Consider the following 18,507-nt stretch of genomic DNA (forward strand, 5'->3'; position numbering starts at 1 on the left):
TTTAAAGAAAAAACTGTGCCAATTAAAACGAATAGGTACTAATTTTTTGTTAAACCGTAAATATGGAGTATATACTACATAAAATATGTATTTTAGCATAGCAAAAAAAGGACGCTACATGACAAAAAAACCGCTTATATTAGTTACCAACGATGATGGCATAACTGCCCCTGGAATACGAGCATTAATAGAGGTAATGAATACCATAGGTGAGGTTGTTGTTGTTGCTCCAGACAGTCCACAAAGTGGAATGGGTCACGCCATAACTCTAGATTCTACGCTATATTTAGAACAAGTAACTATAGATAATGGCAAACAAAGAGAATATAGTTGCTCTGGCACACCTGCCGACTGTGTGAAATTAGGAATTAGCGAAATATTGGACCGTAGACCTGACTTATGTGTTTCGGGTATTAATCATGGCTCTAACTCTTCTATTAATGTAATTTATTCTGGTACCATGAGCGCTGCTATTGAAGCAGGATTAGAAGGGATTCCGTCGATAGGTTTTTCGCTATTAGATTTTAACTGGAATGCCAACTTTGAATCGGTTAAAGAATATGTTAAAAATATTGCACTAAATGTTTTAGAAAATGGTTTACAAGAAGGTGTTATTTTAAATGTGAATTTTCCTAAATTAGAGAAAAAAGCTATTAAAGGCGTGAAAATTTGCAGACAGGCAAAAGCAAATTGGGTCGAAAAATTTGATAAAAGAGTTAGTCCGCAAGGCAAAGAATATTATTGGCTTACCGGAAAATTTGTTAATTTAGACAAAGGAGAAGATACTGACGAATGGGCTTTACAAAATGGTTATGTTTCTGTGGTACCTGTGCAATTTGACTTAACAGCACATCACAGTATAGCCAAATTGAATACTTGGGATTTAAACAAATAAACGATTAATTACTTCCGCTTTTGCGGAAATAAAAAAATAAGATTACCGCTTTCGCGGAAACTAAAGATGAAAAAAGATATTACAATTGGTTTAATTGTTGGTTTTATTGCCAACATTATAGGTTTATTTATTGCGACTAAAGTATTAGGACAAGGAGGTAATTTTATGGAAGCTATAGAAACGGCTAACGCACAAGGTTTTATTAGTAAACTCATAAGTTTAGGTGCGGTTTTAAATCTTATTGCTTTCTTTTTCTTTTTAAGTAGAAAACAAGATGATCGTGCTAAAGGCGTGCTTATCGCAACTATATGTATTGCAATCTTAACCCTTCTTTTTAAATTTATATAAATGAAGTATTACATTATTGCAGGAGAAGCTTCGGGAGATTTACATGGCTCTAACTTAATGAAAGCATTACAAAAAGAAGATGTACATGCCGAATTTAGATTTTGGGGAGGAGACCTTATGCAAAGTGTTGGTGGTACTTTGGTAAAACATTACAAGGAAAGAGCTTTTATGGGTTTTGCAGAAGTGCTTTTAAATATAAACTCTATATTTAAAGCCATTTCATTATGTAAAAAAGACATTGCTGCCTATAAACCAGATGTTATTATTTTCATTGACAATTCTGGTTTTAATCTTCGTATTGCAAAATGGGCAAAAGAGCAAAAATTTAAAACCCATTATTATATTTCACCACAAGTTTGGGCATCTCGCGCTAATAGAGTGGAAAAAATTAAAAAAAATGTAGATGCCATGTATGTTATTCTTCCGTTTGTGGAAGATTTCTACAAGAAATACAATTACAATGTACATTTTGTTGGCCATCCTTTAATTGACGCTATTGCCAATAGAACGCAAGTAGATGAATACACCTTTAGAAAAGAACACCAACTTAACGATAAACCAATAATTGCATTACTTCCTGGAAGTAGAAAACAAGAAATTAAAAAAATGCTTTCGGTAATGCTTAGTGTTGTTAAGGACTATCCGGATTATCAATTTGTAATTGCAGGAGCTCCAAGTCAGGAGTATAGTTTCTATCAGCAGTTTATAACCACTAAAAACGTCACTTTTATTTCTAATAAAACCTACGATTTACTTAGTGTGTCCACCGCAGCTTTAGTTACATCTGGAACTGCAACACTAGAAACCGCACTATTTAAAGTACCACAAGTTGTTTGTTATAAAGGTAGCTGGCTATCCTACCAAATAGGAAAACGTATCATCACATTAAAGTTTATTTCTTTGGTGAACTTAATCATGAATAAAGAAGTGGTTACGGAGTTAATTCAAGGGGAATTCAACGAAAAAAGCTTAAAAAAAGAATTAGATAGCATTCTAGATCCATACCAAAGAACCAAATACTTTTTAAATTATTACGAACTAGAAAAAGAGCTTGGAGGAAAAGGTGCCAGTGAGAAAACTGCAAAACTTATTTATAAAGCTATATCACCAAATACTTAAATTTGTACATGAAAAAAATTGCCCTAATTCTTATTCTTTTTATTTCCTTTTCCGCTTGTAAATCTAGTAAAAACAAACGTGTAGTTACCAAAAAAGCACGAACAACCAAAACAGTTTCTAAAAAAAAGACTCCAAAAAAATCAAATACTAAAACTGCTACAACAAAAACTGTTACTACAAAAAGTAATGCAGATGTAGCAAGTATTATAGATTATGCAAAAACTTTTGAAGGAGTAAAATACAAGTATGGAGGAACCACCAAAAAAGGGATGGATTGTTCTGGATTGATATATACTTCGTTTAAAAAAGAAGCCATTACACTTCCTAGAACTACACATGGTTTATCTACAACTGGCGATTGGATAGACTTAAAAGAAGTACAAGAAGGTGATTTGATTTTTTTTGCTACAAAAAAGAACAGCCGAAAAGTAAATCATGTTGGCATTGTAACTACTTCAAGAATTGGTTACGTAGAGTTTATTCATGCATCCACCAGCAGAGGTGTAATGATCTCCAATTTAGCAGAACGTTATTGGTATTTGGCTTATGTACAAGCCAGACGCATATTATAGAATCTTTTTAATGTAGAATATTTTCGTTATAAATATAGATTATTTACTATATTTATATATGAAGATTCTAAATTTTACTGTAATAAAACTAAGCGCTTGTCTAATTATAGGCATCGTTTTAGCCTATTACATTAGCATACCTGTAACAGACTCTTTATATAGTACGCTTCTACTTTTCTTACTATTAAGCATTTCGGTATTCCTTTCTAGAAAACAGTTTACAAAAACCATTTGGTTCGGAGTTTTAGCCTGCTTCACTACAATTTCTTTAGGTATTCTAAGCACAAATTTTCACAATCAGAAAAATCTCAAGAATCATTATTCTCATTGGAATAGTGAAAACAAACCGATAACCTTTCGGATAAAAGAAATCTTAAAACCTGGTAATTATAATGATAAATATGTAGTAGACATTCTCAAAATAGATGACAAATTCGTTACTGGAAAGGCTTTATTAAACCTTAGGAAAGATAGTCTGCCTAAAAAGCCAGATATAGATGCCATTTTAATTACAACCAAAGGTTTTCAGGAAGTAACCGCTGCTCTGAATCCGGATCAATTCGATTATAAAAAGTATTTAGAGAAACAATATATCTATCATCAAATATATGCTAGTAGTTCTACTCTTTTCCGCGTAAGCGAAACCATACACACACCAATTGGTTATGCTGGTCTATTGCGAAATACTATAAACTCAAAGCTTAAAAAACATCATTTTAAAGCCGATGAGTTATCCATAATTAACGCATTAATTTTAGGACAACGACAAAACATAAGTAAGCATATTTACACTAATTATGTAAACGCTGGCGCTATTCATATTCTTGCTGTTTCTGGCTTACATGTTGGTATTTTGTTACTGTTATTAAACACCATTTTCAAACCTTTAGAACGCATTAAAAAAGGAAAAATCTTAAAAATGATTATTATTCTAATCCTTCTTTGGTGTTATGCGCTCATTGCGGGCGCATCTGCCTCTATTATTAGAGCGGCAACCATGTTTAGTGTTGTTGCTATTGGCATGCATTTAAAACGACCTAGTAACATTTATAACACCTTGGCTATTTCCGTTTTTTTCATCCTACTATTCAAGCCTTTGTTTCTGTTTGATGTGGGTTTTCAGTTAAGTTATATGGCGGTTTTAGCCATTGTTTCTATTCAGCCTATACTTTACAAAATTTGGAAACCAAGATTTTGGGTCACCGATAAACTTTGGCAAATTACTACCGTTACCATTGCAGCACAATTTGGTGTTTTACCCATTAGCTTGTTTTATTTTCATCAGTTTCCAGGACTGTTTTGGTTGTCTAATATTGTGGTGATTCCGTTGATAGGAATTATTCTTGCTAGTGGCATTATAGTAATTCTTTTGGCTTTATTGAATGCCTTACCACAATTTTTATCAGATAGTTTCGGAAGTATTATTAGCTTAATGAATACTTTTTTTGAATGGATTGCGAGTAAGGAACAATTCCTCTTTCAAGGCATCCCTTTTCATATCCTTTATGTGGTTACTTCGTATTTAATAATCATAGCAATAGTGAGGATATATGTAAAGAGAAACTATACTACTTTGGTGTATTTATGTCTTGCCATATTAAGTTTACAAATAGCCATTATTTATACTAAATATGAAAATAGCAAGAATGCTTTTATCGTCTTTCAGAAAAGCAGAAACACGATTATAGGTGTAAAAGGAAATAAAACGCTACAGGTTTTTCATAATTTAGATTCCATTACCAATAACAAAACCATAGGTACTTTTGCTGTTGCTAATTTTACGGAAACGATTAAAGAAGACACTTTACGAGATCTCTTTTTATACCGAAACCATAAAATCTTAATAGTGGACAGCCTTGGTATTTATAACCTAAAAAGTGTGCAACCGGATTTTGTTTTATTACGAAATTCGCCAAAGATAAATTTAGAAAGACTGATTGATTCTATACAACCAAAAAGCATTATTGCAGATGGTAGCAATTACAAATCGTATGTAGCACGTTGGGAAGATACTTGTAAAAAAAGAAAACTCCCATTTCACCAAACTGGTAAAAAGGGAGCTTTTATATTAGAATAATCGCTTCTGAAACAAGTTCAGAATACCAAAATTTATCCTTTAAATTCTGGTTTAAATGCTAAATAATATGCATCAAATGCATCTTGCGTACTTAGTTCTTTATAGTCGTCAGTCGCAAATATTTTTAAGTACAATTCTATTTGAACTGGCGTTTGATATCCTTTTATAGGAGCAATCAACTCAGCCTTTTCATCTAAGTATACAATAGTAGGATAGGCATTTACTTGAAAAAATCTAGCCAATTGATGCGCGCTATTACGTCTCTTCGCTTTAGCAGGATCATAACTTGGATTGGTATATTCTTTTCCTTTATAGTTTGCAACTTCATTACCTTCGGCATTAAACTTTACCGCATAGAAATTTTCATTTACATACGCTGCAACTTCCTTATTTTGAAAGGTGTTTTTATCCAACATTTTACATGGCCCACACCACTCGGTATACATGTCCATCAGGATTTTTTTAGGTTCTTTCTTCTGAAGCTCTAAAGCTTCTTCAAAAGAAACCCATTTAATTTCTTGTGCAGTAATAGAACCAATGGTTAAAACTGCGAGTAAAAGTGTAAGTGCTAAATTTTTCATTGTATATAAATAACTTATTTGTGGTTTGTATCTTTTCAGAATTACAGTCTCAAAGACTATTCCAAAATTACAAATTATTTTACGTTATGCATTAATCTTTTAAGAATAGGGTTTAAAACGATCGATACCAAACCAACAGCAATTGGTACTAGTGTAAATATTAAAAAGAAAGTGGATAAACCGTGTTCTTCCGAAATCTTATCAATCATTCCTCCCATGGTTCCTGCTGCTTTTTGTCCGATAGCAATGGCTAAATACCAAATACCAAACATAAAACCAATCATTCTTCCTGGCACCAATTTACTTAAATACGACAGTCCAACAGGCGAAATACAAAGTTCTCCCATAGTATGGAATACATATGCAAATATTAAAAAGAACATACTCACAGAAGCTGTTTGTGCTCCTTGCTCAATTCCCATGGTACCCATTACTAAAACACCAAATCCTAAACCTAAAAGTATTAGTCCTAAGCCATATTTCATGGCAGCACTAGGATTGTATTTACTTTCCCACCATTTAGAAAATAGAGGAGCCAATGTAATAATAAAGAAGGAGTTTAAAATACCAAACCAAGATGCTCCCACTTCTGTAGCATCTTTGCTAAATTCTCTGTTCACTTTCCAAATAACAATTCCCCAAAGTGCAACAAATGCTAAACTTAAAACAATGTTAGAGTATGGGATTTTAGAATATGTTTTCTTAAACAATAAATACAGAACCCAAGTAATAATTGCTAAAGGCCCTACTGTTAAGATTAAATCTACAATTTTAAATATCATTGCAGAGGAACCTACTAAAACTCTATCTGTGTAATCTCTAGCAAAAATGGTCATCGACCCTAAAGACTGCTCAAAAGCAGCAAAGAAAAATACGGTAAAAATTCCAAAAATAGAAACCGCAATAATTTTGTCTCTTATAATTTTTGAATATCTAGAAATTCTTGTAATTATTAAATATAAAAATAAAACAAGTGCAGTAAGTATGGTAACGTTAGAACCGTCTAAACCTCCAATACTAAAATCTAGCATATTCACATTTCCAACTTTAGACATTGGATCATTAAATAAATATAAAACTCCACCTAAAGCAGAAAGCACTATTAATACTTTATCTACTCCTGTAAAAGGGTTTAATTTTTCTTCTGTTGGATTATGTTCTGTAGGACTAACTTCATTGATGTTTTGTGGCAATTCTACTTCGTAGACTTTAGAAGGCTTTTCACCAATTTGTCCAAATAAGTCTTTAGCTAACCAGAATTGTAACATTCCTAAGAACATAAAAATCCCTGCAAGACCAAATCCCCAAGACCATCCAATATTTTCTGCTAAATAACCACAAAGCATCATACCAAAAAATGCTCCAGCATTTACTCCCATATAAAATATGGTGTATGCTCCATCTTTTTTAGACTCTTTGCCTTTATACATTTCAGAAATCATTGAAGTCACATTCGGCTTGAAAAAACCGGTACCAATAACTAATAATGCTAGACCTAAATACAAAGTAAATTGCGTTTCAAAAACCATAGATGCGTGACCTAGCATCATGACAAAACAACCAATGATAACTGCCCATTTATAACCTGTGATCTTATCTGCAACCCAACCACCAACAATTGGTGTTAAATATAAAAGGGATGCATAGGTACCAATTAATGCTAAAGCGTGTTCTCTTGGCCATTCCCATCCAGGATTATCACCTATTAAAGGAGCTGTTAAAAATAACACTAGAAGAATACGCATTCCATAAAATGAAAAACGTTCCCACATTTCCGTAAAAAACAATACAAACAATCCAGCTGGATGTCCAATTACTTTGTCTTTAAATAGATTTTCTATATCTGTATTCATGTATATAATTAATTAAGTTAGTTCTGTTTTATCTAATCCTTTACTTATTCAATTCCGTGCATTTTTCTTTTAAGCATAGGCGTTAACAGTAACATAATTACAGCTGCTGCAATTGGAATTACAGTAAATATTAAAAAGAAATTGGACAGTCCATATTTTTCTGAAATTGGATCTATATAACTTCCTGTAAAACCTCCTAAAAGGTTGGCAAAGAAATTCGCAGTAAACCAAATACCAAACATTAAACTCACTAATTTAACAGGTGCTAATTTACTAACGTATGACAACCCAACTGGTGAAACACAAAGTTCTCCCATAGTATGCAAGAAATAGGCACCAACTAAGAATATTAAACTAACAGAAGCTGTTTTTGCTCCATCTGGAATTGCAGATGCTCCATAAGCTAAAATTCCAAATCCTAAACCTACTAATAGTAAACCTATTGCAAACTTCACTGGCCCTGAAGGATTTAATTTACTTTCCCAAAGCTTAGAAAACAATGGTGCAAACAAAATAATAAATAAAGAGTTTAATACAGAGAACCATGACGCAGGAACTTCTGTTGCATCCGATTGAAATTCTCTATTTAACATCCAAATTACAATTATCCAAATAATCACGAAGCTTAAACCTAATAATATATTTGCTAAAGAGTATTTACTAAATGTTTGTTTAAACAGCATTGCTAAAACATAGGTAATTACCAACATTGGCACTACTGTTATTATGGTATTCACGATTTTAAAAGTCATCGCTGCACTACCAACTAAAGCTCTATCTGTATAATCTGCTGCAAAAACGGTCATAGAACCACCTGCTTGTTCAAAAGCCCACCAGAAAAACACGACGAATAAAGAAAAGACACCAATTACAAACATTCTATCTCTTACTACTTTAGAGCTTTCTGCTTCTTCAATAACTTCTTCAATGTTATGTTCTAATTTTTCAACACTATGTTCTATTACGTCTTCAAAATCTTCCGATTGTTTCGGTGATAATCCAATTTTTCCAAATATTTTTTGAGTGAAATAAAATTGTAACATTCCTAAAAACATAAAAACACCAGCAAGTCCAAAACCAAAATGCCATCCTATATTTTCTCCAATGTAACCACATAAAAGAATACCTAAAAATGCGCCTGCATTAATTCCCATATAGAAAATGGTATAACCACCATCTTTCTCTTTTCCTTGTGTTTTATACAATTGACCAACCATGGAAGAAATATTTGGTTTAAAAAAACCGTTTCCAATAATTAGACAAGTTAATCCAGCATAGAAAAACATAGATGTAATTCCTTCTAATGCCATGGAAGCATGACCTAAGGTCATAATAAAGGCTCCAAGCACAACAGCTCTTCGATACCCCATAAATTTATCTGCTATAAAACCACCAATAATTGGGGTTAAATAAACGAGTCCTGTATACCATCCATAAAGAACTAATGCATCGGCTCTACTCCATTCCCATCCACCATCTATAATAGTAGATACTAAAAACAGTACTAATAAAGCACGCATTCCATAGTAAGAAAAACGCTCCCACATTTCTGTAAAGAAAAGCACGAACAACCCAGCAGGATGTCCTAAAACTGTTTTTTGATTCTCCGCAGAACCTCCAAATTTATATTCCATGTTTATTTATTTTAGTTAGTTTATCCTTTAATATTTTTTTGTTCTTTGTTAACTTATTTCTTAAGTCTTTTATCTCCAAGCTTATCGTTAATAAAGTTTGTCATTTTTTTATACAAATGCAATCTGGTGTTACCACCATAAATACCGTGATTTTTATCTGGATAAATCATCCACTCAAACTGCTTATCGGCTTGTACCAAAGCTTCTACCATTCGCATGGTGTTTTGCACATGCACGTTATCATCCGCTGTACCGTGAATTAAAAGAAAATCTCCTGTTAATTTATCTACATGATTTATTGGCGAGTTGTCATCATAACCACTTGCATTTTCTTGAGGTGTAGTCATATAACGTTCGGTATAAATAGAATCATAGAATCTCCAGCTAGTTACAGGAGCAACAGCAATAGCCATTTTAAAGACATCGTTTCCTTTAAACAATGCATTACTACTCATAAAACCACCATAACTCCAACCCCAGATTCCAATTCTAGAAGCATCAATATAAGACCTTGCTCCTAATTGCTTAGCAGCTTCAATTTGGTCTTCAACTTCGTATTTACCCAATTCGTTTTGCGTTACTTTTTTAAAGTCGGCTCCTTTAAAACCTGTTCCTCTTCCATCTACACAAGCAATAATATAACCTTGTTGTGCTAAATGTTGGTACCAATAGTCATTTGCACCATTCCAACGATTTGCAACCTGTTGTGATCCTGGTCCAGAATATTGATACATAAATAATGGGTATTCTTTATTCGCATCAAAATCTGCTGGTTTAATCATCCACATATTTAAATCGTTACCATTTACATTAATGGTTGAAAATTCCTTTTTAGAAGTGGTATACGCTAATACTTTTTTAGAAAGTGCATCATTATCTTTTATACTTTTCACTAAATCTCCAGTCGAGGCATTGTTTAGTGTATATTCTGGCGGAGTTGTTGCGTTAGAAAACGTATTGATGAAGTATGTAAAATCTGCACTAAACGAAGCATTATTTGTTCCTGTGCTTTTTGTAAGTCTTGTTTTATTATTTCCGTTTAAATCAATTTTATATACATCTCGATTTATAGAACCATTTTCTACAGACTGATAATATATAACATCATTTTTTTCATCAAAACCATAGTAACTGGTTACTTCCCAGTTTCCTTTAGTGATTTGATTGATAAGTTTCCCTTTTTTATCATAATGATAAATGTGGTTATACCCATCCTTTTCGCTCGTCCAAATAAAGCTATTATCCTTTAAAAAAGTAAGATTATCGGTTACATCTACATAGGCTTTATCCTTTTCTGCTAACACTAAATCTGTCTTACCTTTTTTAGCATCAATCATCCAAAGATCTAATTCATCTTGATGCCTGTTCATGTATTGCGCACTTAAGACATTTGCTTCATTCGTCCATTTTATTCTAGGAATATAAAAATCAGTATAGGCTTTTTCTAATTTTACTTCGGAAGCTTTATTCGATTTCAAATCGTATAAATGCAAAGAAACAACAGCATTTTTTTCACCTGCTTTTGGGTATTTAAAAACTTGCTGTGTTTGGTATAAAGCCGATCCATAAATATCCATAGAAAATTCAGGAACCTCCGTTTCATCAAATCGTATAAACGCTAATCTATCACTAGCCGCATTCCATTCAAAAGCGCGAACAAATCCAAATTCTTCTTCATAAACCCAGTCGGTAATACCATTAATAATTTTATTTTTTTCGCCATCGAAAGTGATTTGTTTCGTTTCACCGGAATTCAAATCTTTAACAAATAAATTATTATTTAAACCATAAGCTACCTTAGTTCCATCTGGTGAAAAGGTTGGTTCTTGTATTTTTTCTTCAGCAATTAAAGTTACCAAAGCATTTTTAGTATCATACACATAAAACTTCCCTAGGGTAGATCTTCTAAAAATAGACTCCACATCTGTAGCTAAAACAATCTTACTTTCATCATCACTAAACGTGTAATCTGAAAAATAAGGTATAGCTTCTAGGTTAGCAGAACTGACTAGAGTTTTCACTTTACTTAGTGTTTTATAATCGTAAACATCTATTGTTGTGATTCTTGAAGTTCTATCAAAATTTAAAACAGAGTATTGTTGTCCGTTTTTCATGGAATGCAAAGCATCCATTCTTTCGGTTCTAAAAGAACCATTCCAGATATCTTCAAGTGAAATGTTTTTAGTTTGCGCTGTTGTAGAGATTGCAGTTATAAAAAGGCAACTAAATAGGAAGAATTTAAAAGTTCGCATTAAAAATAATGATTTTATGAAATGAATGTCAAGTTTACTAAAAAATAAGCAAAAAACCGTAAACATTAACAGTAAATTGAAGTTGTAAATACTAAAAACAGCTTCGGTTTTAAGTTACAAAAACTTAAGTTACTTAAATGAAAACCATTAAAAATTGGAATACTATCTTTGTGTTTCAAAAACATAGTACATGAGTGCACCTATTTCTGGCTTTTCTAAGTTAACGAAATCTAAAAAGATAGATTGGATTGTAGAAACTTATTTTTCAAATAAGGAGGAAGCTAAAAAAATTATAAAGCAATATTGGAACACCAATATAACCCTTCAAAACTTACATGATGAGTTTATAGAAAATACGATAACCAATTATTATCTACCATTTGGTGTTGCGCCTAATTTTTTAATAAATGGCAAGATGCATACCATACCAATGGCTATCGAAGAAAGTTCAGTAGTTGCTGCTGCTAGTAAAGCTGCCAAATTCTGGTTAGCACATGGTGGTTTTAAAACAAAAGTACTTTCTACCACTAAAATCGGACAAGTACATTTTATGTATTCTGGAGATTTTAAAACATTGGAAACCTTTTTTAACCGCATAAAAACACAACTGATTACAGATGTAAAACCCATAACCAAGAATATGGAAAAACGTGGTGGAGGTGTTTTAGATATTGTTTTAAAAGATAAAACCGAAGACATTTCTGGCTATTACCAACTACATGCAACCTTTGAAACACAAGATGCTATGGGAGCCAATTTTATAAACTCTTGTTTAGAGCAATTTGCTAAAACGTTTAAAGCGGAAGCGGAAAAACAGTTACAAGACACCATAGAAATTGTAATGAGTATTTTATCTAATTACGTTCCCGATTGTTTAGTTCGCGCAGAAGTAAGTTGCAAATTAGAAGATCTACCAGAAGACGATTTTGATGCTGAAAAATTTGTTCAAGCTGTTCGTATTGCAGAAGTAGAACCATACAGAGCAGTGACACACAACAAAGGAATCATGAATGGAATTGATGCTGTGGTTTTAGCAACTGGAAACGATTTTAGAGCAGTCGAAGCTGGCGTGCATGCCTATGCTGCTAGAAACGGAAAATATAGTAGTTTGACTCATGCTAAAATTGAAAATGGGGTATTTACCTTTTGGATGGAAATCCCGTTAGCATTAGGAACCGTTGGTGGATTAACGAATTTGCATCCTTTAGTAAAATTAGCTTTAGAACTTTTACATAAACCAAGCGCAAAGGAGTTAATGCAAATAGTTGCTGTTGCCGGATTAGCACAAAATTTTGGTGCTTTACGCTCTTTAACCACCACAGGAATTCAAGAAGGACACATGAAAATGCACTTGATGAATATCTTAAACCAAATGGAAGCTACAGAAGCTGAAAAAGAAAAGATGGTACATCATTTTAAAACCAACACCGTTACGCATAGCGCGGTTGTAGAAGCTTTTAATGCTTTAAGATTGAAAAAATAACAACGAATAAATTGTCCTTTCGAATTTATCGAAAAATTCCACATGAAGCATCAAACTTTTTATAGCCGCGGAAAATTATTACTTACTGGAGAATATGTAGTTCTAGATGGTGCTTTAGCACTTGCCGTACCTACAAAATTCGGACAGAGTTTAGTTGTTGAAGAAATAGAAGCACCTACAATTACCTGGAAAAGTTTCGATGAAAAGAAGCAGGTTTGGTTTGAAGCAGAATTTCATTTTGAGAACAATGAGATTTCTCTACATACTCAAAATGACAACGAGATTTCTAATAGACTTTTAGAAATCCTTCAAGCAGCTCAAGAACTTAATCCGCAGCTTTTAAAAGACAAGAAAGGCTTTAAAATAACTACGCTATTAGAATTCCCAAAAAACTGGGGACTTGGCACATCTTCTACGCTAATCCATAATATTGCGAGTTGGGCAAATGTAGATGCATACCAATTATTAGAGAAAACCTTCGGTGGAAGCGGTTATGATATTGCTTGTGCACAAAACGATTCGGCAATTACGTATCAATTGCATAATAGTGCGATTTCTAGACAAGCTCGAAACGACAAACGCACCGTAAATCCAATTTCTTTTAATCCTTCATTTAAAGAACATTTATATTTTGTGCATTTAAACAAAAAGCAAAATAGTAGAGATGGTATTGCGCAATACAAAAAGAACAACTTTAATCTAGAAATAGCTCTTGCAGAAATAGATGCAATAACCAAAGACATGATTACTTGTAAGACGCTGGATGCTTTCGATATTCTAATAGAAAAGCATGAACAAATCATTTCAGAAATCATACACTTAAAACCTGTTAAAGAAGTTCTTTTTAACGACTTTAAAGGAAGCATTAAAAGTCTTGGTGCTTGGGGAGGAGATTTTGTTTTGGTGAGTTCTAAAACCAATCCGACAGCATACTTTAAGAATAAAGGTTTTGATACTATTTTAGCCTTTGATGAAATGGTTGCAAGTATTTATTAAGTGTTAGTATTAGATGCTGAATCTAGTTCAGCATGATTTCGTTTGTTTACAACTTATCACTTAAATACGACACTTCAGAAACTCCCTTTTGAACATCCTTTGTTTTATCCTGAATTTTACCTTGTTAAAACAAACAAGATATCATGGAAGAAACAATTAAAATTTTCATTTACATACATGCCTTTTTTGGCGGACTAGGATTAATATCTGGAATTGGAAGTATTATAATGAAGAAAGGAAGTATTCCGCATAAAAGAATGGGAAAGCTATTTTCTATAGGGATGATAACTAGCTCCATAATTTCCATTCCTATTACTTTTATGCCAAATCACGGAAACACTTTTCTTTGTTTAATAGGTCTTTTTACTATTTACTTAGTGATTTCTGGAAACCAAATATTGACATTTAAATCTAAAAGTAAACTGTATGCTAATGCTATAGATAAAATAATTTCTGGAAGCATGATGTTCCTATCTATAGCGATGATTTTATTTGGGCTATATGGATTATTCCAAGAAATAACTGGAAACATCCTTTATCTCATTTTTGGTGGTTTCGGACTTTTACTAACCATAAAAGATTTTATATTCTACAAAAACTTTAAAGCGCTCAAAAATGGTTGGTTGAAAAATCATGTAGGAAAGATGATTGGAGCATTCATAGCCTCTGTTACTGCATTTATAGTTGCAGGATTAGGCATTGGAAGCATCCTTTCTTGGATCTTACCTTCTATTATTGGAACCATTTACATACTATATTGGAAAAGGAAATTACAATAAATCTATCCTAAAACAAGTTTCGAAGAACCAATAAAAAAAGCCCTTTCAGATTTCTCTAAAAGGGCTTTTATATTTATAATACATTATGCTATTACTATTGCACTGTATTTGCTCTGTTATCTTCAATATCAGAAGCTTCTTTTAAAGCTGTGTATAATCTTGAATCTATTGCTGTTTGTTTTTGTTGTCCTACTTGGTTAGCAAAAGCTTGGTAGTTTGCTAATTCTACCGCTGGAGTAGCTTTAGTTACTTGTACCATATAAACACCGTTTTCACCAACAATTAATTTAGAAGTTTCTCCTTCTTCTAAACCAAAAGCAGCACCTACAACTTTAGGCTCTCTACCAACACCTGTAACGGTTGGCGTTTTCATATTAACCGCTAAAGCAGTTCTTATGGTTTGTCCTTCTGCACTTGCTAAAGCTTCTAATGTAGTTGCAGAAATTCTACTTTTAATCATGTCTGCTTTTTTAGCTTTACGTATTGCTGGTAACGCAGTAACAGATGCATCTTGTATATTCATTAAACCTGCCTTGTTTTTAGCAGTTAATTGTACTACTGCAAAACCATTAGATATTGCGAATTTCTTAACATCACCAACTTCTGCATCTTCTTCAAATGTCCAACGAACAAGTGCTCTTTGGTTATTTAAACCAGGAATATTCTCATCTAAAACTTTAATTCCGTTTACCGGACGAACCGCATAGTTATTTTCTTTAGCTACATCTTGAAACTTTCCGTTTGCAACTGCATTTTCAAAACTAGCAGCATCTCTAAATACTTTAGAAATGGTAGCTTCACTAGGCTCAATTTTTCTTGCAATTGTTCCTACCTTAATAGTACGTTGCATATTTTTTTGTCCTAAAATTTCAATGATATGAAAACCAAAAACAGTTTCAACAACACCAAAGTCACCAGTATTATTTTCAAAAGCAAAGTCTCTAAATTCTGGAACCATTGCATTGTATGTAAACCAATCTAGAACTCCTTCTTTTTCATTACTTACTTTGTCTGCTGAAAAATCTAATAAGCTAACAAACTTAGAAGGTGAAGATTTAACAACGTTCATAATACTATCTGCAGTTACTTTAGCTTGCTCTTTCGTTTGCACTGTTTCTGCTGTTGCAGAACGAGACCCTACAAAAGGTAATAATATATGTCTAGCTTTTACAGAATCTGGCATTTGAGTTACTGCAACAACTTTAGAAATTTTAAAGTGGTTTGCGTCTTTATATGGTCCAAATACTTCACCTACATTTAAATTAAAAATACTATCTGCAACTGCTGTTGGTAAATCTGCCTTTTTAATAAAACGGTTATCAAATTTAATATCTGAATTAGCATTAACAAATAGCTCGTTATCTTTAGCTTTTAAGAAACTAGAAACCGTATCATTTCTTTTTGTAATTTCATTATAAACTATTTGATCTTTTAAAAGATTTCTCAAGTTTTGTTTAATTGCATTTTCATCTTCAAGAGATGCAACTTCATTAAACTGTACATAATTGATATCTCTAGAAGCTTCTACTGTATATTGCTTCACGTGGCTGTTCATGTAATTTGTGATCTCACTATTAGAAACAGTAACGGTACTATCTGCAATAGAAGAAAAAGGAACTTGAATAAATTTAATATCTACTTGGTCTCCTTCTAATTTATGTTGTAATTCCCCTTCAGCAAGTGTACCAACCATTCCTGCTTTAACCATGTTCACATAGTTTTGGTTAAGTGCGTTTGCAGCTACTCCTTCTTCATAATCAATCCATTGTTGGTATGCTACTGCAGAAGTCTCTTTTAAGTTAGCAATGTACTCATTCATTTTATTTTCATCAAAAACACCTGCTTCATTTTGAAAATCTGCATTATTAGCTAAGCTAGTTTTTAATAAATCACGCATTTGGTCCTTTTCAACTGTAAAACCTAAAGCATCAAATTGTGTTTCCATTACTGCTTGACGTACTTCTTGGTTCCAAACGTTATTCATAGCTTGTGTGCTAGTTCCGTTTCCACCCATTTGACGTTGCATTGCTTCTACTTTTTGCATAAAAGCTTCACGAGTAATGTCTTTGCCGTTTATTGTAGCGACTACATTTTGTGATTTTGCTGTAAGTGCATCACTGTTTTTAAACAAATCTGCTAATACAAATGAGAATAATGCTAAAGCAATAACTGCTATTAGTACTAATGATTGTTTTCTAATGTTATTTAAAATTGCCATTTTTGGTATAAATTTTATTCAATATAGTGGGCGAAAATACCATTTTCTATTTAATAATAAAAGGTTATTTGTATAAAATGAATTTGAAATGGAATCTGTATCCGAATTTGAATTTAAAACAGCGCTTAAAGCGGAAGTTAAAACGGAAATTTTTAAGCTAAAACTGTTTACTGATACTGAAAACTGGGACTATAGACTAATCGTCTTCTAAAACTTTAAGTTCTACTAAATCTATTTTTGTATTTGAAACTTCTAAGATGGTAAATTGAAAATTCTCTATAATTACAACCTCATCCTTTTCAGGTATTTCTTCGGTATGTGCAACAATTAATCCTCCAAGCGTTTCGTAATTTTCTTCGTCTGGCAAATTAATTTTAAACGTTTCGTTTATGTAATCGACTTCTATTCTTGCCGAAAACTTAAAATGCTTTTCGTCTAATTTTTCTTCTATCAAAACTATAGTATCATGCTCATCTTCAATTTCACCAAAGAGTTCTTCTACAATATCTTCAACAGTCATAATACCAGAAGTCCCTCCATATTCATCTAATACAACGGCAATACTTTTACGTTTTTTAATTAACACATTAAGCACATCATTTATTAGCATGGTTTCTGGCACAAACTCAACAGGAAGTATGATTGATTTTATTGTTTTAGGCTTTTTAAAAAGCTCGAAAGAATGTACATAGCCTAAAATATCATCTATATTTTCTTTATAGACGATCACTTTAGAGCAACCTGTTTCGGTAAAAATACTATTTAGATTTTTAAGAGATTCATTAAGTTCTACAGCAATAATCTCTGTTCTAGGTACCATTACTTCTCTAGACTTTACCTCAGCAAATTCTAAGGCATTTTGAAAAATCTGAATTTCGGTATCAATATCATCGTCCTCTTCTACAGATTCCATTTGCTCACTAATATAGTTACCTAGTTCTACTTTAGTAAAAGCTAGTTGCACTTGATCTCCTTCGGTTTTAAAGAACTTCTTTAGTACAAAATCAGAAATCCAAAGTACAAAGTCGGAAATAAAAGTAAATAGCACATAAAATATATATGCAGGAAAAGCCAATATTTTTAATAAAGAATTGGCATAGATTTGGAAGAAAACCTTAGGTAAAAACTCCGCTGTTATTAATATTACAATAGTTGAAATTATAGTTTGTGTTAATAAACTAAAATCTACAAATAGATAGTTCACAATACTATTACTGGATGGTAACATAGAATGAAACCAATTTACCAACAAGTCTCCCATAAAAAAACCATAAACAACTAATGCTATATTGTTACCAATTAACATGGTTGCAATAAATTTAGAAGGTTTTACAGTAAGTTTAGAAAGTATTTTTGCTAAAAAGCCATCTTGCTTTTTTTCTATTTCTATATGTATTTTATTAGAAGATACATACGCGATTTCCATACCCGAAAAAAAGGCAGAAAGTATTAAACAAACAATGATTATAACAACGTAAATACTCATTACTTCGCGTTATTATTGTCTTCAAATTTTTTGTTGAACTTTTTGCGAAAGAAAAACATAAATATCGCTAAAGCTGTAAAAGCCAAAGATATATAGGTTCTGTTTTTATCTATACTCCAATTAGAAACGGCATCATACAAAAATAATGCGGCGAAAAACAAGTATATATATTGAAAAAACTTAGCGGTTTTCATTTTTGATATTTAGGTTGAAA

The 18,507-nt window shown here is 32.4% G+C and carries 14 protein-coding genes; 8 read left to right on the forward strand and 6 right to left on the reverse strand.

The features are described from left to right. Nucleotides 1-118: 118 nt before the first annotated feature. From surE to FG167_RS02885, 5 genes are all read left to right on the forward strand, one after another. A complete protein-coding gene (surE, locus tag FG167_RS02865) occupies nucleotides 119-895 on the forward strand; it encodes a 5'/3'-nucleotidase SurE (RefSeq protein ID WP_203459946.1) in 777 nt (258 codons plus the stop codon). Nucleotides 896-961: 66 nt separating this feature from the next. Continuing rightward, a complete protein-coding gene (locus FG167_RS02870; RefSeq protein ID WP_203459947.1) occupies nucleotides 962-1,243 on the forward strand; it encodes a hypothetical protein in 282 nt (93 codons plus the stop codon). Continuing rightward, complete coding sequence (lpxB, locus tag FG167_RS02875) at nucleotides 1,244-2,362, forward strand: lipid-A-disaccharide synthase (protein WP_203459948.1); 1,119 nt, start codon at nucleotides 1,244-1,246, stop codon at nucleotides 2,360-2,362. A gap of 8 nt (nucleotides 2,363-2,370) precedes the next feature. Then, nucleotides 2,371-2,934 carry a C40 family peptidase gene (locus FG167_RS02880; RefSeq protein WP_203459949.1) on the forward strand — a complete coding sequence of 188 codons (564 nt, stop codon included), beginning with the start codon at nucleotides 2,371-2,373 and terminating at the stop codon, nucleotides 2,932-2,934. A gap of 58 nt (nucleotides 2,935-2,992) precedes the next feature. Next, a complete protein-coding gene (locus tag FG167_RS02885; RefSeq protein WP_203459950.1) occupies nucleotides 2,993-5,011 on the forward strand; it encodes a ComEC/Rec2 family competence protein in 2,019 nt (672 codons plus the stop codon). 32 nt (nucleotides 5,012-5,043) lie between these two features. Here FG167_RS02885 and FG167_RS02890 read toward each other — a convergent pair whose 3' ends face one another. The 4 genes from FG167_RS02890 to FG167_RS02905 all read right to left on the reverse strand — a co-directional run bounded on the left by FG167_RS02890 (nucleotide 5,044) and on the right by FG167_RS02905 (nucleotide 11,331). Next, nucleotides 5,044-5,592 carry a thioredoxin fold domain-containing protein gene (locus FG167_RS02890; protein ID WP_203459951.1) on the reverse strand — a complete coding sequence of 183 codons (549 nt, stop codon included), beginning with the start codon at nucleotides 5,590-5,592 and terminating at the stop codon, nucleotides 5,044-5,046. A gap of 74 nt (nucleotides 5,593-5,666) precedes the next feature. Next, nucleotides 5,667-7,445: a peptide MFS transporter gene (locus FG167_RS02895; protein ID WP_203459952.1), complete on the reverse strand. Its 1,779-nt coding sequence runs from the start codon at nucleotides 7,443-7,445 to the stop codon at nucleotides 5,667-5,669. Nucleotides 7,446-7,489: 44 nt separating this feature from the next. Next, nucleotides 7,490-9,079: a peptide MFS transporter gene (locus FG167_RS02900; protein ID WP_203459953.1), complete on the reverse strand. Its 1,590-nt coding sequence runs from the start codon at nucleotides 9,077-9,079 to the stop codon at nucleotides 7,490-7,492. 53 nt (nucleotides 9,080-9,132) lie between these two features. Continuing rightward, on the reverse strand, nucleotides 9,133-11,331 hold the full coding sequence (locus tag FG167_RS02905; RefSeq protein WP_203459954.1) for a S9 family peptidase: 2,199 nt from the start codon (nucleotides 11,329-11,331) through the stop codon (nucleotides 9,133-9,135). A 190-nt stretch (nucleotides 11,332-11,521) separates the two neighbouring features. On the opposite strand from FG167_RS02905, the gene FG167_RS02910 reads away from it, so the two are divergent. The 3 genes from FG167_RS02910 to FG167_RS02920 all read left to right on the forward strand — a co-directional run bounded on the left by FG167_RS02910 (nucleotide 11,522) and on the right by FG167_RS02920 (nucleotide 14,589). Then, nucleotides 11,522-12,814 carry a hydroxymethylglutaryl-CoA reductase, degradative gene (locus FG167_RS02910; RefSeq protein WP_203459955.1) on the forward strand — a complete coding sequence of 431 codons (1,293 nt, stop codon included), beginning with the start codon at nucleotides 11,522-11,524 and terminating at the stop codon, nucleotides 12,812-12,814. 42 nt (nucleotides 12,815-12,856) lie between these two features. Next, entirely contained in the window at nucleotides 12,857-13,810 is a 954-nt protein-coding gene (locus tag FG167_RS02915) for a GYDIA family GHMP kinase (RefSeq protein WP_203459956.1), read from the forward strand. A 143-nt stretch (nucleotides 13,811-13,953) separates the two neighbouring features. Further along, nucleotides 13,954-14,589: a hypothetical protein gene (locus tag FG167_RS02920; protein WP_203459957.1), complete on the forward strand. Its 636-nt coding sequence runs from the start codon at nucleotides 13,954-13,956 to the stop codon at nucleotides 14,587-14,589. Nucleotides 14,590-14,683: 94 nt separating this feature from the next. On the opposite strand, the gene FG167_RS02925 is transcribed toward FG167_RS02920, so the two are convergent. Together FG167_RS02925 and FG167_RS02930 are read right to left on the reverse strand one after the other, a co-directional pair. Further along, nucleotides 14,684-16,807 carry a SurA N-terminal domain-containing protein gene (locus tag FG167_RS02925; protein WP_203459958.1) on the reverse strand — a complete coding sequence of 708 codons (2,124 nt, stop codon included), beginning with the start codon at nucleotides 16,805-16,807 and terminating at the stop codon, nucleotides 14,684-14,686. Between the two features lie 196 nt (nucleotides 16,808-17,003). Beyond that, on the reverse strand, nucleotides 17,004-18,293 hold the full coding sequence (locus tag FG167_RS02930) for a hemolysin family protein (protein ID WP_203459959.1): 1,290 nt from the start codon (nucleotides 18,291-18,293) through the stop codon (nucleotides 17,004-17,006). Between the last annotated feature and the right edge of the window lie 214 nt (nucleotides 18,294-18,507).

The organism is Lacinutrix sp. WUR7, assembly GCF_016864015.1.
Classification (GTDB): Bacteria; Bacteroidota; Bacteroidia; order Flavobacteriales; family Flavobacteriaceae; genus Oceanihabitans.

What these genes read in the sequence shown, in the direction of transcription:
- surE (WP_203459946.1), top strand. Translation starts at nt 119, where the DNA reads ATGACAAAAAAACCGCTTATATTAGTTACCAACGATGATGGCATAACT.
- FG167_RS02870 (WP_203459947.1), top strand. Translation starts at nt 962, where the DNA reads ATGAAAAAAGATATTACAATTGGTTTAATTGTTGGTTTTATTGCCAAC.
- lpxB (WP_203459948.1), top strand. Translation starts at nt 1,244, where the DNA reads ATGAAGTATTACATTATTGCAGGAGAAGCTTCGGGAGATTTACATGGC.
- FG167_RS02880 (WP_203459949.1), top strand. Translation starts at nt 2,371, where the DNA reads ATGAAAAAAATTGCCCTAATTCTTATTCTTTTTATTTCCTTTTCCGCT.
- FG167_RS02885 (WP_203459950.1), top strand. Translation starts at nt 2,993, where the DNA reads ATGAAGATTCTAAATTTTACTGTAATAAAACTAAGCGCTTGTCTAATT.
- FG167_RS02890 (WP_203459951.1), bottom strand. Translation starts at nt 5,592, where the DNA reads ATGAAAAATTTAGCACTTACACTTTTACTCGCAGTTTTAACCATTGGT.
- FG167_RS02895 (WP_203459952.1), bottom strand. Translation starts at nt 7,445, where the DNA reads ATGAATACAGATATAGAAAATCTATTTAAAGACAAAGTAATTGGACAT.
- FG167_RS02900 (WP_203459953.1), bottom strand. Translation starts at nt 9,079, where the DNA reads ATGGAATATAAATTTGGAGGTTCTGCGGAGAATCAAAAAACAGTTTTA.
- FG167_RS02905 (WP_203459954.1), bottom strand. Translation starts at nt 11,331, where the DNA reads ATGCGAACTTTTAAATTCTTCCTATTTAGTTGCCTTTTTATAACTGCA.
- FG167_RS02910 (WP_203459955.1), top strand. Translation starts at nt 11,522, where the DNA reads ATGAGTGCACCTATTTCTGGCTTTTCTAAGTTAACGAAATCTAAAAAG.
- FG167_RS02915 (WP_203459956.1), top strand. Translation starts at nt 12,857, where the DNA reads ATGAAGCATCAAACTTTTTATAGCCGCGGAAAATTATTACTTACTGGA.
- FG167_RS02920 (WP_203459957.1), top strand. Translation starts at nt 13,954, where the DNA reads ATGGAAGAAACAATTAAAATTTTCATTTACATACATGCCTTTTTTGGC.
- FG167_RS02925 (WP_203459958.1), bottom strand. Translation starts at nt 16,807, where the DNA reads ATGGCAATTTTAAATAACATTAGAAAACAATCATTAGTACTAATAGCA.
- FG167_RS02930 (WP_203459959.1), bottom strand. Translation starts at nt 18,293, where the DNA reads ATGAGTATTTACGTTGTTATAATCATTGTTTGTTTAATACTTTCTGCC.